Raw genomic sequence first — 22,899 nt, 5'->3', positions numbered from 1 at the left:
ATTTTCAAGTAACTGCGTGGAGAAAAGGGCCTGTCCCCGGATGTTAACTGAAATGGTCCATCCTTCTCGGGAAGCACCCGCTTTATTTCCCCGGATAAGCCAACATCCGGGGACAGGCCCCTTTCTCTACGCAGTTACTTGAAAATTTAGCTTTCCTACCGAAAGATGCCAGTCCCCTCTCAATTTACCAAAGATGGCCGTGAATCGTAACCCGGCATTCTGATATATCGCTGACATCAGGCCAGCAGCGAGGCCATATAAACCACTCCCACCGCAATCATGATCTGGATGATTGCGAACCGGTATACGGTCTGGGTATTTGACCATCCCCACACCTTTCTGACGTGATCGTGCAGCGGTGTCCTGACATTTTTCAGTATTTTAATTTTCAGGAACCGAAGGAGGGAGACTTTGATCAGTCCCAGTCCCCCGTCCAGGATCAGTACCAGTGCCAGCAGTACATAAAGGAAAGGACTTCCAAGCTTCAGCACCGCGATACTGATAAATAACCCCATGGCCCGGGAGCCCGCATCTCCCATCATCAGCTTGCTGGGAGTCGCGTTAAACCACAGGTATCCCAGCAGGCAGATCACAAACAGAAGAATCAGATAATTATAGTTTTCATCCATCCCTTTCATCCGGTCCAGCACATAGATGGATAGCAGGGTAACGATCGTCAGCGTTCCGGACAGGCCGTCCACTCCGTCCGAACAGTTAGTCACGTTCACCGAAACCCATACCAGAATTACTATAAGAATACCGAATACCACCGGAGGAATCGTCAGGCTGGTCTGGAACAGCATCAGTTCAACCGTATTGTCGTTAAAATTCAGAAATGTCACTGCCACCATTACCGCAATGACCAAATCCAGCAGGCCTTTTTTATATTCTCCCCACGGCGCCTTCGAGCAGTCATCCAGAAAACCCGTCATCATGGCGGCGGCCACCAGAATCAGATAGATCACCATTTCCCGCTGGATTCCGATAAACAACAGCGCGGACACCAGGAACACCAGAATAAATAAAAAGCCGGCCCCTCTGGGTTTCCCTGCAGACAGCTTGCCATCATGGGCATATTCCCTGCCCTGGTCCGTGGGCAGCAGGCCGCTGAATTTCTGAAGTAAAAAGCAGGTAGCGGCGAACGCAAACACAATTCCCCAAAATGCCGCCAGCCGGATATCGATCTTATCTCCCAAATATGTAATCATCCTCTTTGTCTCCCTTTCCCTTATAAATTTCTATCTTCAATCAAAGATGGTGACCCAGCCCGGGTCCTGGCTGGCCAGAAAACATAGCCGTACCTGCTCAGCGGTGTTTTTCTCATCCGCCAGTTCCGGCAGCTCGTCCGGTCCGAAGAAACGGCTCTCCTGCGTCTCAATATTTTCCACAAACTGTCCATCCACGATTTCGCACTGCACGAAAGCCTTCAATATACCGTAAGCATAGGGAGGCGTATTGTGAAGATTCCGGTCCTGGACCGCGATCAGCCGGCTGGGAACCACACAAAGCCCTGCCTCTTCTTCCACTTCCTTCACCGTATTTGTACGGATGGACTGATTCACATCCACCCATCCGCCCGGCATAGACCAGGTACCGTCCCGTTCTTTTACGAGAAGAATCCTGCCGTCCCAAAAGATCGCCGCGCGGGTGTCCATCTTCGGCGTCTGGAATCCCGTCTCATTACAGAACACCTCTCTCACCTGCGGCAGCGGAACCCCCGACTGTGTATGAAGGATCTGCGCGGCGATCTCCCTGATCCTGGCAAACCGCTCCAGATCAAAAGGATCCTTAGAATAGGTGATTCCCGCCTGCCCGATAAACTGCAGTTCAATCGCCCAGGCCAGCCACTGGTGCCTGTCCCACACCTGCGGATCGGTATCCAGCAGATTCAGGACGTCAAACGGCTGAATAAAATAATAATCCGCCTTCGTATGCCGGACGGAAGCACAGCCCCACAGCGCCAGGCCAAATTTTCTTCCCGCGTTGTGCGCGGCAGGCATGTCCTCCGCCCGGTTGGATATGCACAAAACCCGGTCAGGCTCTATCCCCTGGGGAATCTCCTCCGCCGAATATACCATCAGATATCCTTTCCGCTTAAGCTCCGCCTGAAGCTCATCCATCCGCTCATAAGGTTCTCCTCCCTCCTGTATCACACAGGCTTTATCCAAATATATAATATCAATCGTCATCTTTTCCTCCTTGCATCCGTTTTCCGTACACCATACGTGTTTTAGTTTATCACAAAGCGTTCCTTGTGAAAACAGCCTTTTCAAAGAATCTGTTGACTGTGGTCCGGGAAGGGAGGGAAGGGGGCCGGTCTTATGAACCGGGCGGCAATTCCCGTGGGGCCAAATCACTTCGGCCGGACCTAAGAATGGCTAACTCCGAAGGCGGGAGAACCTCTTATTGGCAGGGCCTGGAACAAACTCGCCAAAGGTCGGCTCGGACAGTGCCCTTCCCTCCCTTCCCTGCTTTACAATAGGCTTTTTTCCATGTTCTGTAAGGCTGACTGGGTTCGTAGTATTATTGCCTTCCTTATTTTGACGAAAGTGGAGCAAATAATCGCAATGGGAAAATAAATTTTGAGCCAGGGCGGCACCAATATCAGCCGTAAAATCCCAGTTCGTACTATGTATACGTAGATCCTTTACTGCCCCCATCAATACATACCCTACGGAACATAGAAAAAAGCCATTTGTAAAGCAGGGCTGAAGGGAAGCGGCGTGTCTTGGGGAGCCGGGCGGCAAATCTCGCGGGGCCAAATCACTTGAGGCCGGGCCTTAGAACGACTTACGCAGAATACGGGAGAACCTCGCAGGGCCTGGAACACTGTCCGAGCCGACCTTTGGCGAGTTTGTTCCAGGCCCTGCCAATAAGAGGTTCTCCCGTTTTCGGAGTTAGTCGTTCTTAGGTCCGGCCGAAGTGATTTGGCCCCGCAAGATTTGCCGCCCGGCTCCCCAAGACACGCCGCTTCCCTTCAGCCCGGACCTTAATCACCCCCCCCATTTCCCAATAAATAAAAATTATTTTAAATTTTGTAAACATAATCAAGCCCAGCTACATATTATGAAGTGTAAACAAAATATTTGTTGGAGGAACAAAACATGAGTGATTTAGCTGCTACAAACTGCGGATGTGGATGCGAAGGAAATGTAGGCTTCGGAGGCAATAGCTGCTGGTGGATCATCATCCTGCTGTTCTGCTGTGGCGGAATGGGCAATGGTGGCTGCGGCGGTGGCTGCAATGGCGGCTGCAACGGCGGCTTCGGCGGCGACTGCTGCTGGATTATCATCCTGTTACTCTTCTGCTGCGGCGGCAATAGCTGTGGTGGAAACAACATCGGATGCTGCTAATCAGTAAATAAGAGTTTCGCTTGCGAAACTCTCCGCCTACGGCGGGCCGCGTAAGCGGCATCTTCCTTTCCGCCGTAGTGCGATCCCCGCGGAGCGTTTTATTTCATAGGAGCACTTTCCTATGAAATAAATAAGAGTTTCGCTTGCGAAACTCTCCGCCTGCGGCGGGCCGCGTAAGCGGTATCTTCCTTTCCGCCGCAGTGCGGTCCCCCTGAGGGATTCGCCATTCAATAGGAGCTCTTTCCTATTGAATGGCAAAAGGTATTCCTGCTTTTGCAGGAATACCTTTTTAATTTCTCCGGGGTCCGCTTTCTCTTCGTTTTGAGATCTCCTGCTGTTTTAACTCCTCCTCCAGCCTTTGTTTTTTACGGCAGATGCATTCTTCATCCAGCTCATAAACAGCGGTCCCATCTATTATTAATTGGTCCATGTCAAACTCCTCTTTACTATCATATAATACATTATATTATATGATTCCCCCGGGAAATCGGTCATATCTTTTCAGCCTGGCACATATACATTTTTAAACAAGACCTTAGGAGGTCTCCATGGAAGAAAATGAAAGACTCACAATGACGGCCCTGGATGCCCAGGTCTCTCCCCGGCATCTGCAGATGATCAAGGCGGCCATTCCCTATGTACATTTAACGGAACAGCGCTTTCTTTCTATTTATGTGAAGTTCCTGGAATTTAAAAATACGATGGATTTCTTCAATGTGGACGACGAACAGCTGCAGGCATGTTCTCTGAACGCAGATTCTTCCGATCCCATGAATATGCTCAATGACATCCGCCCCTTCTGCACGGACTCCGAACGGGAAACCATGGATATGCTGCTCAATGTATTTCAGGCTATGAACTTATACCGGGCATACCAGTCGTCCACCGCATCCTCCGGGGAAAGCGCCGGCCCTGCGAACTCTATGGACGCCTTAAAATCCATGCTCTCTCCGGAACAGCAGGCAATGTTCGATACATACTCAGCCATGCTGGGTAATATGACCTAAACCCATAGGTCCCATGATTACGTAAGTGATCATAAGACGATCCAAATTAAAATTATCTAAAGGCCTTTCAAAACTATGATAAGCCACAAGGAGGTTCCTATGTCAGAAGAAAACTTAACCAACAACCCGAAGCTTAACGGAATAGACCCGGCCAAGCTTCAGATGCTGATGGCCCTGGCCAACCAGGGAAAAGGAAAAGGGATGAATGAAATGGCTCCCTTTATGATGGCCGCCATGTCACAGGCCCAGAACAGCGGCATGTCTTTCAATAACAATGAGATGGACCTGATCATCGAGGCCCTGAAAATGGGGAAATCCCCGGAAGAACAAAAGCAAATCGATTATGTTAAAAACATGGCTGCCATGATGGCCCCGAAAAAGCCCTGATGGAGCCGTCCCGTTCAAACGAATAACGGCCGGCAGGCTGCTGCCGGCATAGAAACCAGACTGCCGGAAACGGCGGGAAGCCCGGTGAGTTCCGCAAATACGAAACTCACCGGGCTTCCCGCCGGATTACTTCTCCTCAGGAAAAATCTCGCAGACCTTTTTCTGGATCAAGCCTGCCATCTGCTGATGCCCTTTCAGGGTATAGTGGATTCCATCCAGATCATTTAGTTCCACCTGGCCTTCCGGATTCAGATAGTGGATCTGATATTGCCGGGCGATACGCTCATAGTAAGGCGCCAGCTCATGACTCTTAGTTACCGCACCCTGAAGCATCCGGTCCAGGTCAGTGTTTCCCACGCTGCAGATCGGTACCGGAGTGATCAGCAGAATCCCGGGGGCGGCACCGTCCCGGCCGGCCTCCGATTTTAGAATCGTTTTAACCAGGTTCTCCATGGCGGTACCCACGTCAAAGCTGGAGACGGAGAAACGGAGCTTTAAGTCGTTGGTGCCTAACATCAGGATCACGAGATCCAGAGGTTTATGGCTCTCCAGACAGGGAAGCAGGTATGCCTTTCCGTTTTTGTGTTCTTCCACCGGGTCGTCCCAGACAGTAGTGCGGCCGCCCAGTCCTTCCTCAATGACGTAGTATTCGCTGCCTAATCGTTCCTGGAGGATTCCGGTCCAGCGCTCATGCCTCTCGTAACGGCTGACCAGGTCGGATTTCAGTCCGTAGGTGTTGGAATCTCCATAACACAGTATATTTTTCATGGTTGATGGTTCCTTTCTGTTCCGTAATGTTCTCAGGCGGATTTTACTTTTTTGATGCGGTCCGTGTTGGTAAATACGTCAAAGGCTACCGCCAGGATCAGGACCAGGCCTTTTACCACCTGCTGATAGTATTCGCCTATGTTCATAATGGTCAGGCCGTTGCTCAAGACGCCGATAATCAGCGCGCCTATAAAAGCACCGGAGATCTTTCCCTTCCCGCCGTTGATGCTGACACCGCCGATGACGACCGCCGTGACCACATCCATCTCCATACTGGTTCCGGATGCGGGAGCGCCGGAGCTGACGCGTGCCATCAGGGTCACGCCGGCGATACCGGCCAGAAATGCGCTGGCGGAATAGAGGGATACTTTAATTTTATCTACGGCGACACCGGCCAGCCTGGCGGCTTCTTCGTTGCCTCCGATGGCATACACGTATCTGCCGTAGTAGGTGCGGTTCAGGATGAACGCAGCGATGACGACAATGACCAGCATAGTGATGACCGGAATGGGAATCGCGCCCACATAACCCTGCCCTAATGTCACGACTCCTTCAGGAATGTCATAGATGGGAAGCCCGCCGGAGATGATAAAGGCCAGGCCTCTGGCCACAGTCATCATACCCAGGGTGATGACGATGGCAGCTACATGGAGCTTTACAATCAGCATTCCCGTGACCGTTCCGAACAGGGTTAAAATCACCAGCGTCAGAAGGATCGCCAGCACGCTGTTCATCTGGTATTCCACCAGGAACTTGGCACAGACCACGCCGGTCAAGCCCAGCAGGGAACCGACGGTTAAGTCCATACCGCCGGAGATGATGACAAAGGTCATACCAGCGGAAAGGATTCCCAGCACCGCTACCTGGCGCAGGATGTTGATCATATTTTTGGCTGCAAAGAACGTATCCGTCATGATGGCAAAAAAGATGACCATAATGACCAGTAATATAATGGTACTGAATTGTTTTAAAATATTTTTGCTCTTCATCTTATCCTCCTTGCGTGCGTTTTTCAGCACAAATCAATTCTTTCCCGAGGCCAGTTCCAGAATCTTCGTCTGTGTCGCTTCCTCCCTGGATAACTCACCTGTCACTTCCCCCTCATGCATGACCAGAATCCGGTCGGACATACCTAACAGCTCCGGCATTTCCGAGGATATCATGATGATCGCCATCCCATCCTTTGCCAGCTGGTTCATCAGCATGTAGATCTCCTGCTTGGCGCCCACATCGATCCCGCGGGTGGGCTCGTCAAAGATCAGGATATCGGATTTGCTGGCCATGGATTTGGCTAATACCACTTTCTGCTGGTTTCCGCCGGACAGGTTCTTGGTCAGCTGTTCCATGGAGGGTGTCTTGATTTTCAGTCTGTCAATATAGGACTGGGCCAGATTCCGGTCGGCTTTGCGGTTGACCACAGCCGCTTTGCAGATATCCCGGATGGATATGAAGGAAATGTTATCCCGAATACTCATATCCAGCAGGACTCCGTGTTTCTTCCGGTCCTCGGGTATGAGGGCGATCCCGTCTCTGATCCCATCCCTCGGTTTTTTGATCTCCACTTTTTTCCCATGGACATAGACTTCACCGGTGGATTTGGGATCTGCGCCGTAGATCGCCCGGACGGTTTCCGTCCGGCCGGCTCCCACAAGGCCAGCCAGCCCCAGGATCTCTCCCTTTTTCACGCTTAAGCTCACATTTTTCAGCAGAGCCGGGGTGGACAGATTTCTGACTTCCAGCACGGTTTCGCCGATTTCTTTGTCTATAGTCGGATACTGCTGGTCATCCAGCGTGCGGCCCACCATCATGCTGATCAGCTCGGCGCGGCCGGTATTCTGTGTCTGTCTGGTACCCACGTATTCACCGTCCCGCATGATAGTCACCCGGTCGGCGATCTGGAAGATCTCCTCCATACGATGGGATATGTATATGATCGCCACTCCTTTTTTCTTCAGCTGTTCCACGATCCGGAACATAGCTTCGATCTCCCGGTTCGTAAGCGGAGCGGACGGTTCGTCCATAATCAATACTTTTACGTCATTGGATATTGTCTTGGCGATTTCCACCAGCTGCTGGTAGGCCACGGTCAGGCTCCTGACCGGCTTGGTCACATCGATTTTGATTCCAAAGCCTTCCATGATTTCCCTGGCTTTCTGGTTCATCAGCTTCCGGTTGATCGTAAGGCCTTTGGTCAGTTTATTTCCCAGAAATATATTCTCCGCAATGGATAACTCCGGTACCAGGTTGAATTCCTGGTAAATGACCCCGATACCCAGCTTCTGGGACAGGATCGGATTCATTTCTCTGTAGGATTTTCCTTCATATATAATTTCTCCGGCATTGGGTCTTATCGCCCCGGAGATCACCTTGATCAGGGTGGATTTCCCGGCTCCATTCTCTCCCATCAAGGCGTGGACTTCCCCTTTATAAAATGTAACATTCATATCGCTTAGGGCTTTCACACCCGGATATTCTTTCGTGATATGCTTTAATTCCAGAATTGTCTCCATATCCACTCCTCCTTCAAGAAGTTCTCTGCATACTACAGGCACCGATTCCGCCGTTTTTTTTATTCCTCTGGTCAGCTCAAAGTACGGTGTAAAAGGATCGGTGCCTGTTCTGGTGCTTTTCTTATTTGTAATCAGCGATATTGTCAGGAGTTACCGCAACCAGTTCCTGATTAAAGTCTTTCTCAAACTGTCCGCCGTCAATAACCGCGATACAGGTGTCCACTAATTTCTGTCCTGTTCCGGTCGGGTTCTGGTCTACCGTGAACTGATAGATCGTTCCCTCGCTGATCTTGTTCAGTGCTTCGTCCGTGGCATCCACACCTGCGATGATGTATTTTTCCGGATCGGTCATCTGGTTCGCCTTGAATGCTTCGTATGCGCCCAGAGCTGCTCCGTCACTGACTCCGCATACGATTCTCAGTTCCGGATGCGCCTGCAGGAAGTTCTCGGTCGCGGTCATACCTTCTGTCTGATCCGCCGCTGTAGCATCTGCTACGAATTCCACATTCGGGGCATTTTCCTGAACCCCTTCCATGATTCCCACTTTTCTTTGGATAACGGATTCCAACAGGTCGTAATTTAAGGTTCCCGCTTCGATCTTCTCTTCCGTTCCCCATTTATCTGCGATCCATTTTCCAACTGCAAGGCCCTGGGTGTATCCCAGCTGATATTCATCCGCACCGATATATGCGTCATAGCCGTCAACTTTTGAAGTATGGCACACAACTGCGATTCCCGCGTCTTTGGCTTCTTTTACCACAGGAGCCAGAGCGGTGGGGTCTACCGCGGTTACGATAATTCCATTGACACCGGCCTGGATGAAGTTCTCAAGCGCTGCCACCTGGGTCTCAGATGAGTTGTTGGCATCGTTGACGATCAGCTCACCGCCGACAGCGTCTACCGCTTTCTGAGCGGAGGCTACCATGTCGATGAAGAACTGTCCGGACATGGTAAGCACGGAGATGCCGATCTTATAGCTGCCGCTCTTCGCCTCACCTTCGCCGGCTTTCGCTTCCTCACCAGCCGCGGTTGCTGCCGGTGCGGCTTCTTCTTTGCCCGTATCCGCCGCCGGTTCCTTCGCTTCTTCTTTGCTGCCGCATCCGGCCAGCATGGAAACTGCCATGGTCATGCATAATAATAGGCTTAATAATTTCTTTTTCATTTCATATCCTCCTTGGATTGTTTTTGGTTTATATCAATCTCACCTGTGGAGATTCATATCATTAATTCGTCGTGTCCCGTATGACCAGTTCCCCGTCATAAATTACCTGATGGCCGATTTCTTCCCCATTGATTCTGGCGATGACGATCTCTCCCGCCTTTTGCCCCAGTTCCCGGATCGGCTGTGCGATGGTGGTCAGGGACGGTTCGATCAGCTCGCTTAAAGAAATATTATCGTATCCCACCACATTGATCTCTTCCGGTATCCGCACGCCTTCCCTTCGCAGCTGCAGCAGGCATCCGATCGCAATCGTATCGATGGCCGCCATGATAGCGTCCGGCCTTCTGGCAAGCATGAGATAATGCTTAGCCGCCCGCCTTCCGAGCCTGATGTAATCCGGTTCGTGCTCATGTTCGATCCGGTAGATAAATTCCTGTTTCACAGGAAGCCCGCAGTCCCTTAACCCCTGCAGATATCCCTGGTAACGCTCCTCTATGACCGCGATATCTTCCGTATTCCGGATATATCCAATATTCCGTTTGCCCCGTTCGAACAGATAATGTACCGCCTTGCGGGTACTATTATAGCCGTCTGTCAATACATAGGAGATTCCCTCATTCTTATGAAAGATCCGGTCCATGAAAACCACCGGTATTTTGTCCGATATTTCCTGGAGATAGCGGATTGTTTTTTCATTGATCTGGTATGTATTGTAAATAATACCATCCACATTCCTGCGAAGCAGTTCTTCTATGTACTCTTCCTCGGAATTGGAGTGCCGCTCCGTATTGCAGACCAGCACCATATATCCGTGGGCCAGGGCGACATCTTCCACTCCCCGGAACATTTCACTGTAGAACATATTACTGTATTCCGGTACCAGCATCGCTATCGTCTTGGTTTTCCCGGTGCGGATTCCCTGGGCAAAGTAACTGGGGGAATAATTCAGTTCCCGGATCGCCCGTTCGATTGCTGTTCTGGTCTTTTCTTTCACGGAATCCGGATGATTTAAAACCCGGGATACGGTAGATTTAGAAACCCCCGCCCGCTTCGCCACATCGAATATCGTTGCCATTGTATTCCTCTGCTTATTTTGGATCTGTGCCTCAGTTTATCTTTGGGAACATTCCCATTTTCAATCTAAAAAAAAGTTCCCAATTCTGTTTATATTATATATGCTTCATTTTGGGAATGTTCCCATTTCTTATGGTTTTATCATAGCAGACACTATTTACGTTGTCAATTCCAAAATATTTTTTCATCATTTTCCCTATTTTTCAATCTGATTTCAGTAGAAATTTTACCGATTTTTGTTCTTTTTTCACAAATATTTACGATCTGCCGAAATCTTCATTCCCTCGAATAATCAACAACGTTCCCACCGTCTCCCGGCCTGTTACAGTGTAGGGGGGAGAGGAAAACGGCGCGGCTGCAAAGCGACGGGCGGCACATCTCGCGGGACAGAATCGCTTGAGGCCGGGCCTTAGAACGTGTTACGCAGAAGAGGCCGAAACCTCGCAGGACCCGGGGCACTGTCTGAGCCATCCTTTGGCGAGTTTGCCCCGGGTCCTGCTAATCAGAGGTTTCGTCCTCTTCGGAGTTACACGTTCTTAGGCCCGGCCGAAGCGATTCTGTCCCGCGAGATGTGCCGCCCGCCGCTTTGCAGCCGCGCCGTTTTCCTCTCCCCCCGGCCCCTCATAACTCCCCCGCCCCTACATCACCGCTCTCTTCGGCCCCTGAATTCCTTCCAGGTTACCCACAGAGGTCCGGCGACGCAGACAGAGGAATAGCATCCACTGATAATCCCCACCAGCAGCGGCAGAGAAAACACCCGGATAGATTCAATGTGATAAACCAGCGAAAAGACTAACACGACAGCCACACAGATTGCCGTCGTGACTGCGGTCTTAACCGAACGTCCGATGGTCTCCGTAATGCTGCGGTCTACCAGCGCGCACAGGGATTCTTTCTTTCCGGCGTTCTGCTTTTTAATATTTTCCCGAATGCGGTCATAGAGAACGATGGTATCATTGATGGAATAACCGATAATAGTCAGGGTCACCGCCACAAAAGCGTCGTTGACCGGTATCCGGAATACTCCAAACACGAAAAATACCAGGATCACGTCATGCAGCAGGGCCACGACTGCGGATACCCCGGCTGACAGACCTGACAGGGACTGAAAGCGCACCCAGATATACACAATGATAAAAAGCGCGGACAAAGCGATGGCCAGCACAGAATTCTTAAGTGCTTTTGCACCTATGTATGGTTCCACAGCAAAGGTTTCCGACAGCTCGTATTGGGTATCGCTTATTTGATTGATTTCCTCCGATACTTTTTTCTGATCATCCGGGCTGATTCCCTCGTTTCCGGCCAGGGTCAGCACCAGCTTCTTATCACCGGTAGCTGAATCCTGGGATGTCTGTACACTGACCGGGCGCCCGAGGACCTTATTCGCCGCCTCCTTGATCTTTTCCGTATCCACATCTCCTGAATACGTATATTTTAAGACAACCCCTCCGGTAAACTGGGTATCCAGTTTCACACCGTTTACCGCCGTGATCGTCCCGCCAATGAGCAGGACGCAGGCCGTAAAGAGAAAGACCCATTTTCTCTTTTCTGCGAACCGGATCTTCTTCCGCTCTTTTTTCTTGCGGAAAAGTTTTTCTTTGTTACATTTATCATAACGGATTACGGATTCCAGCATAAATCTGGACATCCAGACACCAGCCAGCAGATTGATAATAACACCGGTAAACAGGGTATAGCCAAAGCTCAACATGGTTCCCGAACCAAAGATCATCAGGATCACCGCCACCGCCGCTGTCGTCAGATTGCCGTCCAGCACAGAGGAAAACGCATTATGATAACCTTTCTTCACAGCGCTTCGGATGCTGGACCCGGTCTTTAACTCCTCCCCGATCCGCTCACTGATAATAATGTTTGCATCCACCGCCATGCCTACAGACAGGATCAGTCCGGCGATACCGGGCAGTGTCAGCGTATACTGCGGTATGGATAAGGCCAGGATCTGAAGGCACATCTGGAATACCAGGGTCAGGCAGCTGATCACGCCGGGCAGCCGGTATATGCTGATCATAAAGATGATCACCAGCAGAATCGCAGCGATAGAAGCAGTTATCATTGCTTTTAAAGCCTGGCTCCCCAGGGTCGGGCTGATGGTATTATAATTGCTGGTCTCCATAGAGAACGGCAGGGCGCCGGAATTGATCTTATCCGACAAAGCCTTGGCTTCCTCATAATTCGCCATGCCGTTGATCACGGCCTGACCTCCGCTGATCGCCTGTTTGACTTTGGGATTCGATATCATCTGTTCGTCCATATAGATCCCCATCTGTTGTCCGACCAGATCCTGTGTGGCCTTTGCAAAAGCTTTCGCTCCGGTCGAGTCAAACTGGAGCTCTACCTCGTACTCGCCGGTCTGGGTATTTCGCGTAACGGAACTGTCGGCTACATTCTGCCCCTCCACCAGGACATTTCCCTGCGGGTCCCGGAAGGTAAGTTTCGCGGTCTCCCCCAACTCAGAGATCGCCTGTTCCGGGTTGAACTCTTTTTCGTCGGATTTCCACGGGAAACGGACAATGATATGCCCTTCCCTTTTATCGACCGTCACTTCCCGGTCCGTAATGTTCTGGGCGTCCAGCCTGCTCTCCATGACATTGCGCGCCGCTTCCATCTGCTTTTCCGACGGAATCCCCGTTACTCCAACCGGTTCAAACACCGCTTCCACTCCTCCACGGATATCGATACCAAAACGAATATCCCGGATTCCTTTTATATCACTGCCCGCTCCGAAAATAGTAAGCAAAAGAAAGCCTGCAATGAGTATCATCGCAAACCATATATGATTTTTTTTATCTTTCAAGGTACGGTTCCTCCAATTTTTATTTTCCTAATAAAGAAAAGAATCAGATAAAAACCGCACGTTTTTTTCCATCCGACCGGTGAATAATGTAGACCTGATTCATCAGAACGCATAAGAATGTAAGACAGACAGAGCGCATCCATAAAAAAACATGATAGATACGTCCTAACAGGAATTCTATCGATAACAGCAGCAGAGCGGCCAGAAACCCGTCGAAAATAAATTCTTCATCCCGCTGGGACAAAGGATTCGCAATTCTTACGTTCCCCTCCTGTTCCTGCATACCCATAGTAATCTCTATGGGAGATACCACGGTAAATACCGGAGTTCTCTGATAACTGTAAGCAGAAATCTGCGTATCCTCCGAAACCGCAGCGTAAGACCGCGCTTCAGAACCTGTCCCGGTCTTCACCAGGGCAAGCAGTACGATGAGCAAAACCATATAGAGAATCATGCTTCCAGACTTTTTCATAGTGTCGCATCCTTTGCCAGACATAGAGCACTTCCGCTTTCTATCTCCACTTACTCGTTTTATTATATTTTATTTCAAGCGGTTTTGCAAACTATTTTAACTGGCCCCTCGCCAATTGACATCCCCGTTTCCATCCGTTAATATGAAAGCAGACAGACGAATCCTAAAAACCCTCACACCTAAAGGAGGACCAATTATGAGACGCTCCAGTATCCTAATTCTGCTCTGCCTTATCCTGGCAGCAACCGCCTGCGGCCCGGCTTCCAAAACAACCGCCTACAGCTATGGCGGGGAAACCGAATATACCGTTGATGACCGAAGTCTGATTCTGGAGGATGTACCGGCATCTGACGCGGAAGAGACCGTGATCCTTGAATTTTTATATACCATACAGGGGGAATTTGATAAAAAGAAAGAGATCCTGGCGGATATCGAACCGCATAGCATCTCCATTGATAATGAAAAAGGCAATTTTAACCACGGTATTTACATCAAGAACTACACCGTGCACCAGATCGACACCTTAACCCCGGAGCAATATAAAGAACCAAAATCTGAGGATGGCTCCGGGAATCCTCTGTGCTACTATGGGATCGAGGATGAGATCGAACAATTTAAGCTGACCGACTATGCCGTCATACACGTAAAATTCTCCTGGGATTATTCAGAAAAAATGTTGGAAAAGAGCCCCCAATGGGGCCCTGGTGAGCATGAGCGAAGTTTCCTCGTGGGGAAATCCAAAGACGATAAAAACTACAAAATCTACAGTTTCGGTATCATGTAATCCAAAACCTCAATCACTGTCCGGCTTTTTCATACCCAAACCCGTGGCAGAACCCTTTTCAGAACTCCCGGAACCGCCAGCTTTCAAACGCCGCAAAAACCGAATCATCACAACTCCGGCCAAAGCCGCCATAAATACTTCCGTCAGTGCCTGCGCAAAGGGAAGGCCGTAAAGAGGGAACAGAAAGTTCAGAAGATACATAAACGGAATCTCCAAAACCGGTTTTCTCATGATCGCAAAGAACAGGGATTCCTTGCCCATTCCCACTGCCTGGAACGTACTCACACACAGGAAATCAATAGCCAAAAACGGCTGTGCAAGACAGAAGCCCCTCAGGAAAAGTGAGCCGAAGGCCACTGTATCCGCATCTTCGATAAAGAACCGGACCAGTGGATTTGACGCAAAAAACATCACTGCCGCGGTCACAATCAGCAGACACTCCGCTATTTTCATGGTAAATCCCATCGCCGACTTCATACGCTTCGTATTGCCGCTTGCGAAATTATAGCTGATCAGAGGCATGACGCCCTGGGCCAGCCCCATGGCCAGATACATAGGCACCATATTGATCTTAGAGCAGATACCCATAGCCGCAAGCACGGAAGCCCCAAACGGCGCAGCCAGGTTATTCAGCACCGTACTTCCTATCACATTTAACAGATTCTGGATCGCCGCCGGAATGCCCACAGTACAAACGCCCAGCACCACATTGCGCCGCAGCTTAAAAGACCGCGGTGATATGCTGACACAGCTTTTTCCGCGCTTCACCATCAGGTAAACCAAAAAGTAAACAAGAGCAAAACAATTCGAGATACAGGTAGCCAGTCCCGCGCCCTCGGCTCCCATATTAAATCCCCAGGGCAGCACAAAAACAGGGTCCAGCGCGATATTCAAAAGACAGCCGCTCATCGTACCGATACTGGCATTTACAGAAGCGCCCTCCGAACGGATCATATAAGCCATCACCACATTCAGGATAGCCGGGACCGCACCGATCGTCACTGTCCAGTCCAGATATGCGCTGGTGGCCGAGATGGTTTCCGCACCTGCCCCCAGCAGTCCTAACAGCCCGGGCCGGAACACGGTACACAACAGCGAGAACAAGATTCCGCAGATCAGCGCGCCGTAAAACCCGAACGCCGAACTCAACCGGACCGTCTCCATATCTTTTCTCCCCAGAGAGCGGCTCATCATACTGGAGCTGCCCACCCCGAACAGATTATTCACTGCATTAAAAGCCAGCAGCGCCGGAGCCGCCAGCGTAACTGCCGCCGTCTGCACCGGCGCGTTCAGCAAGCCGACAAAATATGTATCCGCCATACTGTAAATCACCGTCACCAGCGAACTGATAATCGTCGGAACCGACAATGCGGCGACTGCCCTCGGTATGGGTTCACGCTCAAAAATTGCCTCTTTTTCCACTGTAACTGCCATTTTCTCTACTCCCTTATCCCCCAATCCGCACTTCCAGCCCGGTAGTCTTCGCCACTTCGAACAGCTCCTGCATCCGGTCATTTTCCGGCGGCACGATATTCGGCAGCAGATACTCCCTGCTCAGCTGGCCATACTTATCCTGACCCAGTCTGTGATAAGGCAGCAGATGAATTTTCTTCACTCCAGGCAGCGAGCGTGCAAACTGGGCGATCTCCAGGATCTCCTCCGGCGTATCATTAAAGGTCGGAATCACCGGCACCCGGATAACCAGGTTCTGTCCCGTTTCTGCGATCTTCCTGGCGTTTTTTAGTATTGTTTCATTACTCTGTGAGGTGTACAGCTTATGCTTCGCCTCATTGATGTGTTTGATGTCCATCAGGAATACATCCAGATACGGCAGGATCTTCTCCCCGATCACCGCAAAGTCTGCGAATCCTGTGGATTCCAGCGCGGTGCTGATTCCCGCTTCTTTTGCCATCTGAAGCAAAGCTCCCGAAAAATCCGGCTGCAGCAGCGCCTCTCCCCCGGACAAGGTAAGTCCCCCTCCGGAACGGCGGTAATGGGCCCGGTCTTTTAAGACCTCCTCCATCACTTCTTCTGCCGTCACATCCCGGCCGATGACCTTTTCCTTCCCGTCCACCGTCATCGTTTCGATCTGATGGCTCTGGGATTCCGGATTGCAGCACCACTTACACCGCAGCGGACAGCCTTTCAGGAACACGATGGTCCGTATTCCCGGTCCGTCATGGATGGAAAATTTCTGTATGTCAAATATTCTGCCTGTCTGGCTTTTCACACTGTTATCCATGTTACCTCCAGCGGCTGCGCGTATTCTTTACGCAGCCCGGGCGCATTTTTTAATCACAATTTAAAATAGTATTTTACAACGCTTGATCAATCCAACATTTTGAAAATCTTCTTATCAGAATCCCTGCACGGTACGGTTGATAATATCATCCTGCAAGGATTTGGACAATGTCGTAAACAAAGCACTGTACCCTGCCACCCGGACTACCAGGTTCTTATATTTCTCAGGATGAGCCTGCGCATCCAGCAGAGTCTCCCTGCTCACGACGTTAAACTGCATATGCATGCCCTTCTGATCGAAAAATGCCCGGATCAGAGATACAAATTTCTGAAGTCCCTCCATGCCGCTTAAAGCGGAGGGATGGAATTTTTGGTTAAATAAAGTGCCGTTTGAAGCGATCATGTGATCCAGTCTGGCTACAGAATTCGCCGTAGCGGTCGGGCCCTTCGTATCTTTGCCCTGTACCGGTCCCACACCGTCCGCGATCGGCGTACCTGCGAACCTTCCGTCCGGAGTCGCTCCTGTCTGGGCGCCCAGCGGAACGTTGGCCGATACCGGATACAATCCGGCCTGATAGATCCCGCCCCTGGGGTTCTTATAATTCTGCAGGGGTTTCGTGTAGGTATATGCCACTTCCCTGGCGAACTCATCAACCTCCGGTATGTCGTTGCCATATTTCGGCACATCATTGATCCACGCCAGCAATTGGTCATATTTTTTCTTATCCGCTTCGGATACTTTGTTTTCTTTTACCGTCTCATAGATCACCCGGATTTCCCCGGGCCCTACGCTTTGACCGGCCTGGACCATTTCTTTGGCAATCCGGGTGGTAAGCGTCTGCAGCTGCTGTTCACTTAAGCCCTTCCCGAAGTTGTCGTCCAACGCTTTTTTGAATTCCGGCAGCGTAAGCTTCTTCTCATCGAATACCAGTTTTTTAACCGCCATCAGGGAATCTGTCATATTGGCTATACCGAACCCCTGCGGACCGGTGAAGTTATAGACAGCCCCGCCTTCCTGCAGTGATTTTCCCCGTTTGATACAGTCGTCGATCATACAGGACTGGAACGGAAGCGGGCAGAGCTCCGCATGGGCCACATCGATGGCGTTATCCGCATTGACCATAAGCCCGATAAAATAATTCATCTGCTCTTTATAAGCATCCATAAATTCAGCAAAAGTCTTCATAGCAGCGATATCCTTGGTTTTTACCCCCACCTGGACACCGTTTTCCATCCCGCTTGAGAATACCATCTCCAGCGGACGGCACATATTGAAGAATGCGGCATCATGCCATCCGTCGGTCTTGCCGGCCTTCTGGGGCTCCACGCAGCCGATGATGTTATAAGTCCTGGCATCCTCTATCGTAACTCCGCGGCTCATCAGAGCCGGAATGATCACCTCGTCATTGTAATAAGCCGGAAGCCCCACACCGGTCCTGGTCAGTTTCGCCGCCTTGATCAGGAATTCATCCGGCGTGCCGTTCCACACCCGTACGGAAAGGGAGGGGGCGGGCAGCTGGGTATGCATGGACGCCTCGATACACATAAAAGACAGATCGTTCGTCACATCATTTCCTTCTTCATCCTGGCCTCCTGCGATCAGGTTCTGGAACAGGCTGTATCCTGCGAATCCATCCGCGGAATCTTTATCCCGCACCTTATTCAGGTCATTTAATTTCACCCAGATGCAGTCCATCAGCTCCTGGGCAAATTCGCGGGTAACCCTTCCGGCTTCCATATCCGCTTTATAATACGGATACATATATTGGTCGAACCGTCCGGGAGAAATCGAATGCCCGGAGGATTCCGTCTGGATCAGCATCTGCACGAACCAGAAGGACTGGCATGCCTCGTAGAAGGTTCTGGCAGGCTTCGCGGGTACCCTTGCACAGTTCTGCGCAATCAGAAGCAGCTCTAATTTTCTCTGCCTGCTGTTCTCCTTCGCCGCCTCCTCAAGCGCCAGGGCAGCATATCGATAAGCGTAATCGATGGCGGCCTGGCAGCTTAAGATTACCGCTTCCAGGAAATGGGACCTCTTCGCATAGTCCGCGTCAGACACACGGCACGCTTCCAGCTCCGCCTCCGCTTTGGCCCTGATTCCCTCAAAACCGATTTCCAGCACCTCTTCGTATTTTACAGTAAAATGTCCGATCCCGTTATAAAAATAGTTCCCCGGAGTAAACATGTTGTGTTCCATAGCCAACAGAGTCTCCGGCGCCATATAGGAAGTGGCCAGTTCACTGGTCGTCTTCCCTTTCCAGTATTGATACACTTCATGGAGTTTTTTCTTCGTATCCTCCGACATATAGAACGGATCAGCATCTCTTGTCCCGACCGTGTCAAATTCTTTTTCCAGCCACTCAAAAGAATACTCCGGAAAAACCTGGCAGCCTCTGGGCGCAATGCTGTTACTTCCTACGATCAGCTCATCCGGCCGGATGGTAATGGGAAGCTTCGTGCAGATCTTGTGGAAGGCTTTGGCCCTTCTGGTAATCACCGGTTCCCCTTCCGTCTCTTTATAGCTTTCAGTCAGCAAAACAGCCCGGTCAGCCTCGATCACCGGCAATTTCTCATACAGATGATCGATGAGTTTCTGAATTCTCGGGCTCTTTTCTATATCGTCCTCATAAAATTTATTCACTGCTCGTACCTCCTGATATGTGATCGGATGAAAAACATACGCAACTTACAGCAGTTCCTTTAATACCTGCTGTCCATACTCTGCCAGCTCATGATCCTGCTCTCCGGTTCCGCCGCTGATTCCAAGGCCGCCGATAATCGTATCCCCCGCTTTTAACGGGATGCCGCCGCCAAAGATAATCAGCCGGCCGTTGTCTGCCTTATCCACACCGTAGAAGGTACCGCCCGGCTGCGCTAACGCGCTTAACTCCATCGTAGACATTTTCACCGCTACCGATGTGTACGCCTTCTTCATCGCTATATCAAAGCTCGCCAGGAACGCGCCGTCCATCACATGAACCGCCACCGGATTGCCTTCCGGCGTACAGATGGCGATCACGGAAGGAAGCCCCATCTGCAGCGCATGCAGCTCTATTTTCTCGATCAGCTTTTTCGCCAGGTCCAGACCCACACGGCCGGGAGTTCCCAGCCTGTGCAGGACAGCCTGCACCAGTGCCTCATTCATTTCTTTCATCTGCATTTTGTCCTGTCCCTCCGTCTGTTCGTTCCCGCCCGGCGCCGGTGTATTCAGGCCGGAACCGGCAGGTGCCGCTGATTCCCGGGAATTCGCAAGGGCTTCCGGCTGATCTTTCTGCCGGTTGCTTTCAGAGTAATCTGTATACCTGGCCAACATATAGAGATAATCGGCCAGCCGGTTCATATACTGTTTTATGACCTGGTCGCCGCCGTATTTTTTATCCACAGCCACCAGCCAGCGCTCCGCCCTTCTGGCCACAGTCCGGGCCACATCCATCTGCGCCGACCGTCTGGTCTTACCGGGAAGGATAAACTTTTTTTCCCGCTCAAACAGACTCTCCAGGCGGTTGATCTCCTGCTCCAGAGCTGTGACTTCATCCTTATTCAGCCGGTAATCCTTATTAAACGGGTCCGCCACCTTCGCCATAACCGTCATCAGATTATTCTGAATCCGCTCCAGAAACTCCACAACATTCGTCTGGTCCGTGTCTGCCTTCACAAGCCCCAGGTTGCTGGTCAGCTCATCAATGGTCCCCAGCAGCTGGATCCGGTCATCGGATTTTGATATATTTTTTTCTTTCATAAGACTGGTCATTCCACTGTCGCCGGTTCTAGTATAAATGCTCATACGTCATTCCCCTTAAATTTCTGGCGTTTGACCGCCCTGGCACTGTTTGCCCCTAATGCGCGGCACTGTTCCATGCCGGGATGTACGATCTTAAATATATTCTGCCCTTTCGGAATCTTCCGAAGCTGCATCGCAGCCGTATCCCCTGCGATTCCGATTCCGGAACCGAGAACCGACTCCTCCGCCGCGGCATATGCCAACGCGTCCACATCCTGCATCGGCATTTCCCGCACCTCGTAGGGCACACCCTCTTCTTCGATTCCAGCGCAGATCTCCAAAAGCAGATCCATCCTGGCATCGGATATATAGATAAAAATACTTGGTTTATTCATCATCAACATGGCTATCACCCAGATAAGACAAAACCAGTCCGGTGGCCACCGCATTCCTGGGGCCCTCCGTCCGGCGGATATTGCCCCGGCCGCAGACGATCCGGTATTCGGCAAATTTTTCCATCAGCATTTCCGGTATCTCAAAATCCTCCGCCGATCCGCCGACCAATACGACGTTCGGTATATTCCTAAGATCCTGTTCCGGCGCCACTGCCTTAAGCGCTCTGACAGCATTGGTCACGAATACTTTCCGTTTGGCTTCCCGCCGCACCGCGACGATCTTTTCCATCGGGATATCTTCGTCTATCCGGATCATTTCTTTTCCGGTCAGCAGCACCACACTGCCGAAATATTTTGGTTCAATCGCATCCGGAAAAAACTCGATCGCTCCGCTTTCCAACCGCATATGGAACAGGCTCTCTACCTTAGCCAGCGGGTACCGTTTCATCTGTTCCGCTGTATTTTTGCTGTGAAGCCCCAGCTCGGTCTGAATGAGCATGGTGACCAGCTCGCCGGCTCCTGCCTGATGTACCATCCGCACGGTTCCTTTAGAGGTCATTACCGCCGCGTCCGTAGAACCGCCGCCCAGATCCAAAATCGCAAGCGGAAGCCTGGTTCCCGGCGTTGTCATAGCGCCAAGCGAAGCCATTACCGCCTCCACACCCGCTACCTTTACCTTCGTCTTAAGCTGTCTTCGCAGTTCATCCGCGATCTTTTCCATGGGAAGCTGCCTGGTTTTTACCATGGCGGCGATTCCCACCGCTTTCTCCAGACAGGTTTCCCCTGCCAGGGCACCTGATATGACCACCGGCGCCAGCGTATCCACAGCCAGCAGATCCGTGATGCGGATTTCTTCCTGATCCTCATCAGAAACCGTGCTCATCCCCTTTTTGATCCGGACCAGCATGTTTCCTACATTTGTCTGCTCCTGCCCGTGAATATCCCTGATCTCGCCGGCCTGTGACAGCGCCTGCATGATGGCGTCCGCTCCCGCGTCGATATTCACGGTCTGGTCATTCTCTGCCTCTATGTAGATCTCACCTGCCGGCAGGATCTGTTCCCGGACATTGCCGTGAGGTGTCTTTATCACCACAGCGCTACGTTTGCCGATCAGGCTTTTGGCTATGGGTGTGACCATTTTTGTCTCCTGGGCGTCAAGCTCCAGTAGCGTCGCGATTCCGTATGGGTTCGACAGCATATGCACGCTGGAACCGGCCATAGCCACCTCCAGTGCCGCCAGCTTCCCTTCCGGGATCTTTTCCATATACCGGACTTCATCCACGATAGGGATCTTGCGTTCCAGACGGTTTTCCACCAGCACCGCCTCGTCCGCCTGCAGAATCATCCCGGTCACATTTCTGGCCTGCGCATAGCGGTTCATCGTATCCGCCACTTCTTCATAGGAGTGGCTTTTATCCGCCATGACAATATAAGGCGTGTAGGAATTGCCCTGTTTCAGATGTCTGAGGGAAATCGTGCGTCCCACCGCCTGCCCCTCACCTGCCGGGGTGGATGGGTTATGCCCGATCATGGAGGATTCCGTAATAATCGTCTCCGTGATCGTCTCCATAGCGGTGTCCCCGATTACCGGGGCCGCCTCATTGATACGAATCAGCGATATCTCACCGGCAGACATATTCAGTTTTTCACAGGCCTCTTTTAAAGCGGCCAGAATTCCTGCGACATTGGCCTGGGTCCCCTTGGTTCCGGTCGTCATCTTCGATGCGCTTCCCAGGAAATGAAGCCTGCCGTCTTCGAAAGCTGCGATACAGACTTCTGTTGTGGAATTGCCAATGTCTACGCCTGCGATATAGTTCAAAGAAGAATCCCTCTCTTTTCGTAGATATCCGCCGCCTCCAGCACCAGCTTCGCACAATTCGGCGCGTGATATTTTTCCAGAAGATCCTTTGCGATCGTCACCAGCTCTAACTTCGTGGAGCGGTTCGGCCGCAGCTTGTCATACATGTGTAAAATCACATCATCCGGTACATCCACCAGTTCCGATGCCCGTTCAAAATTCGCTGCCAGAGCAGGATTGTCGCTGTCCTTTGCTACCTGCCCCTGATTATACAACATTTCCTTGGATATTTTAATATCCTCCGGTGAGACATGCCCTTTGCGGATCTCATCCAAAGTGATTTCGTCTAATTTTTTTCCTGTTTTGGAGCGGATCGAATCCGCTTCATATTCTCCTAACGGATATCTCATGC

General features: G+C 51.1%; 21 protein-coding genes. 4 read left to right on the top strand and 17 right to left on the bottom strand.

All coding sequences use genetic code 11. The features are described from left to right. Positions 1-236: 236 nt before the first annotated feature. Together ABC831_RS14815 and ABC831_RS14810 are read right to left on the bottom strand one after the other, a co-directional pair. Entirely contained in the window at positions 237-1,208 is a 972-nt protein-coding gene (locus ABC831_RS14815; protein WP_343248882.1) for an MraY family glycosyltransferase, read from the bottom strand. 36 nt (positions 1,209-1,244) lie between these two features. Beyond that, positions 1,245-2,189, bottom strand: a complete 945-nt coding sequence (locus ABC831_RS14810) for an NUDIX hydrolase N-terminal domain-containing protein (RefSeq protein ID WP_343248881.1) — start codon at positions 2,187-2,189, stop codon at positions 1,245-1,247. A 915-nt stretch (positions 2,190-3,104) separates the two neighbouring features. Here ABC831_RS14810 and ABC831_RS14805 point away from each other — a divergent pair. After that, a complete protein-coding gene (locus ABC831_RS14805) occupies positions 3,105-3,353 on the top strand; it encodes a chorion class high-cysteine HCB protein 13 (RefSeq protein ID WP_343248880.1) in 249 nt (82 codons plus the stop codon). A 289-nt stretch (positions 3,354-3,642) separates the two neighbouring features. Here the strand turns inward: ABC831_RS14805 and ABC831_RS14800 are convergent, their stop codons facing one another. Further along, positions 3,643-3,783, bottom strand: coding sequence for a hypothetical protein (locus ABC831_RS14800; protein WP_343248879.1), 141 nt, complete (start codon positions 3,781-3,783; stop codon positions 3,643-3,645). Between the two features lie 118 nt (positions 3,784-3,901). On the opposite strand from ABC831_RS14800, the gene ABC831_RS14795 reads away from it, so the two are divergent. Both ABC831_RS14795 and ABC831_RS14790 read left to right on the top strand, forming a co-directional pair. Then, positions 3,902-4,360, top strand: a complete 459-nt coding sequence (locus ABC831_RS14795) for a hypothetical protein (RefSeq protein WP_343248878.1) — start codon at positions 3,902-3,904, stop codon at positions 4,358-4,360. 99 nt (positions 4,361-4,459) lie between these two features. Next, positions 4,460-4,747, top strand: coding sequence for a hypothetical protein (locus ABC831_RS14790; RefSeq protein ID WP_238726995.1), 288 nt, complete (start codon positions 4,460-4,462; stop codon positions 4,745-4,747). Between the two features lie 126 nt (positions 4,748-4,873). On the opposite strand, the gene ABC831_RS14785 is transcribed toward ABC831_RS14790, so the two are convergent. The 7 genes from ABC831_RS14785 to ABC831_RS14755 all read right to left on the bottom strand — a co-directional run bounded on the left by ABC831_RS14785 (position 4,874) and on the right by ABC831_RS14755 (position 13,548). Continuing rightward, the gene (locus ABC831_RS14785; protein WP_343248877.1) at positions 4,874-5,515 is read right to left on the bottom strand and encodes an SGNH/GDSL hydrolase family protein; all 642 of its coding nucleotides are present in this window, start codon (positions 5,513-5,515) and stop codon (positions 4,874-4,876) included. Between the two features lie 32 nt (positions 5,516-5,547). Next, entirely contained in the window at positions 5,548-6,504 is a 957-nt protein-coding gene (locus ABC831_RS14780) for an ABC transporter permease (RefSeq protein ID WP_343248876.1), read from the bottom strand. 33 nt (positions 6,505-6,537) lie between these two features. Further along, positions 6,538-8,025 carry a sugar ABC transporter ATP-binding protein gene (locus ABC831_RS14775; protein WP_343248875.1) on the bottom strand — a complete coding sequence of 496 codons (1,488 nt, stop codon included), beginning with the start codon at positions 8,023-8,025 and terminating at the stop codon, positions 6,538-6,540. A gap of 121 nt (positions 8,026-8,146) precedes the next feature. Further along, positions 8,147-9,187: a sugar ABC transporter substrate-binding protein gene (locus tag ABC831_RS14770; protein WP_343248874.1), complete on the bottom strand. Its 1,041-nt coding sequence runs from the start codon at positions 9,185-9,187 to the stop codon at positions 8,147-8,149. 61 nt (positions 9,188-9,248) lie between these two features. Continuing rightward, positions 9,249-10,262, bottom strand: a complete 1,014-nt coding sequence (locus ABC831_RS14765) for a LacI family DNA-binding transcriptional regulator (RefSeq protein ID WP_343248873.1) — start codon at positions 10,260-10,262, stop codon at positions 9,249-9,251. Positions 10,263-10,904: 642 nt separating this feature from the next. Next, a complete protein-coding gene (secD, locus tag ABC831_RS14760) occupies positions 10,905-13,076 on the bottom strand; it encodes a protein translocase subunit SecD (RefSeq protein WP_343248872.1) in 2,172 nt (723 codons plus the stop codon). Between the two features lie 43 nt (positions 13,077-13,119). Next, positions 13,120-13,548 carry a hypothetical protein gene (locus ABC831_RS14755; RefSeq protein ID WP_343248871.1) on the bottom strand — a complete coding sequence of 143 codons (429 nt, stop codon included), beginning with the start codon at positions 13,546-13,548 and terminating at the stop codon, positions 13,120-13,122. A 196-nt stretch (positions 13,549-13,744) separates the two neighbouring features. Here ABC831_RS14755 and ABC831_RS14750 point away from each other — a divergent pair, with 196 nt between their 5' ends. Further along, positions 13,745-14,332 (top strand): hypothetical protein, encoded by a 588-nt coding sequence (locus tag ABC831_RS14750; RefSeq protein ID WP_343248870.1) that lies wholly within the window; start codon positions 13,745-13,747, stop codon positions 14,330-14,332. A 9-nt stretch (positions 14,333-14,341) separates the two neighbouring features. Here the strand turns inward: ABC831_RS14750 and ABC831_RS14745 are convergent, their stop codons facing one another. The 7 genes from ABC831_RS14745 to ABC831_RS14715 form a co-directional block, all read right to left on the bottom strand. Then, positions 14,342-15,766 (bottom strand): MATE family efflux transporter, encoded by a 1,425-nt coding sequence (locus ABC831_RS14745; protein WP_343248869.1) that lies wholly within the window; start codon positions 15,764-15,766, stop codon positions 14,342-14,344. Between the two features lie 13 nt (positions 15,767-15,779). Next, positions 15,780-16,574 (bottom strand): glycyl-radical enzyme activating protein, encoded by a 795-nt coding sequence (locus ABC831_RS14740; RefSeq protein ID WP_343248868.1) that lies wholly within the window; start codon positions 16,572-16,574, stop codon positions 15,780-15,782. A gap of 114 nt (positions 16,575-16,688) precedes the next feature. Beyond that, positions 16,689-19,214, bottom strand: coding sequence for a glycyl radical protein (locus ABC831_RS14735; protein WP_343248867.1), 2,526 nt, complete (start codon positions 19,212-19,214; stop codon positions 16,689-16,691). Positions 19,215-19,259: 45 nt separating this feature from the next. Continuing rightward, on the bottom strand, positions 19,260-20,357 hold the full coding sequence (locus ABC831_RS14730; protein WP_343248866.1) for a cob(I)yrinic acid a,c-diamide adenosyltransferase: 1,098 nt from the start codon (positions 20,355-20,357) through the stop codon (positions 19,260-19,262). Next, on the bottom strand, positions 20,354-20,698 hold the full coding sequence (locus tag ABC831_RS14725; protein ID WP_343248865.1) for a glycerol dehydratase reactivase beta/small subunit family protein: 345 nt from the start codon (positions 20,696-20,698) through the stop codon (positions 20,354-20,356). The genes ABC831_RS14730 and ABC831_RS14725 overlap by 4 nt, the downstream gene beginning before the upstream one ends. Beyond that, the gene (locus ABC831_RS14720) at positions 20,682-22,508 is read right to left on the bottom strand and encodes a diol dehydratase reactivase subunit alpha (protein ID WP_343248864.1); all 1,827 of its coding nucleotides are present in this window, start codon (positions 22,506-22,508) and stop codon (positions 20,682-20,684) included. Before ABC831_RS14720 ends, ABC831_RS14725 begins: the two co-directional genes overlap by 17 nt. Further along, positions 22,505-22,897: a diol dehydratase small subunit gene (locus tag ABC831_RS14715; RefSeq protein ID WP_158355686.1), complete on the bottom strand. Its 393-nt coding sequence runs from the start codon at positions 22,895-22,897 to the stop codon at positions 22,505-22,507. Before ABC831_RS14715 ends, ABC831_RS14720 begins: the two co-directional genes overlap by 4 nt. Between the last annotated feature and the right edge of the window lie 2 nt (positions 22,898-22,899).

This window comes from Diplocloster hominis (genome assembly GCF_032380655.1).
Classification (GTDB): Bacteria; Bacillota; Clostridia; order Lachnospirales; family Lachnospiraceae; genus Diplocloster; species Diplocloster hominis.
This window is presented reverse-complemented; position numbering and strand designations above follow the sequence as displayed.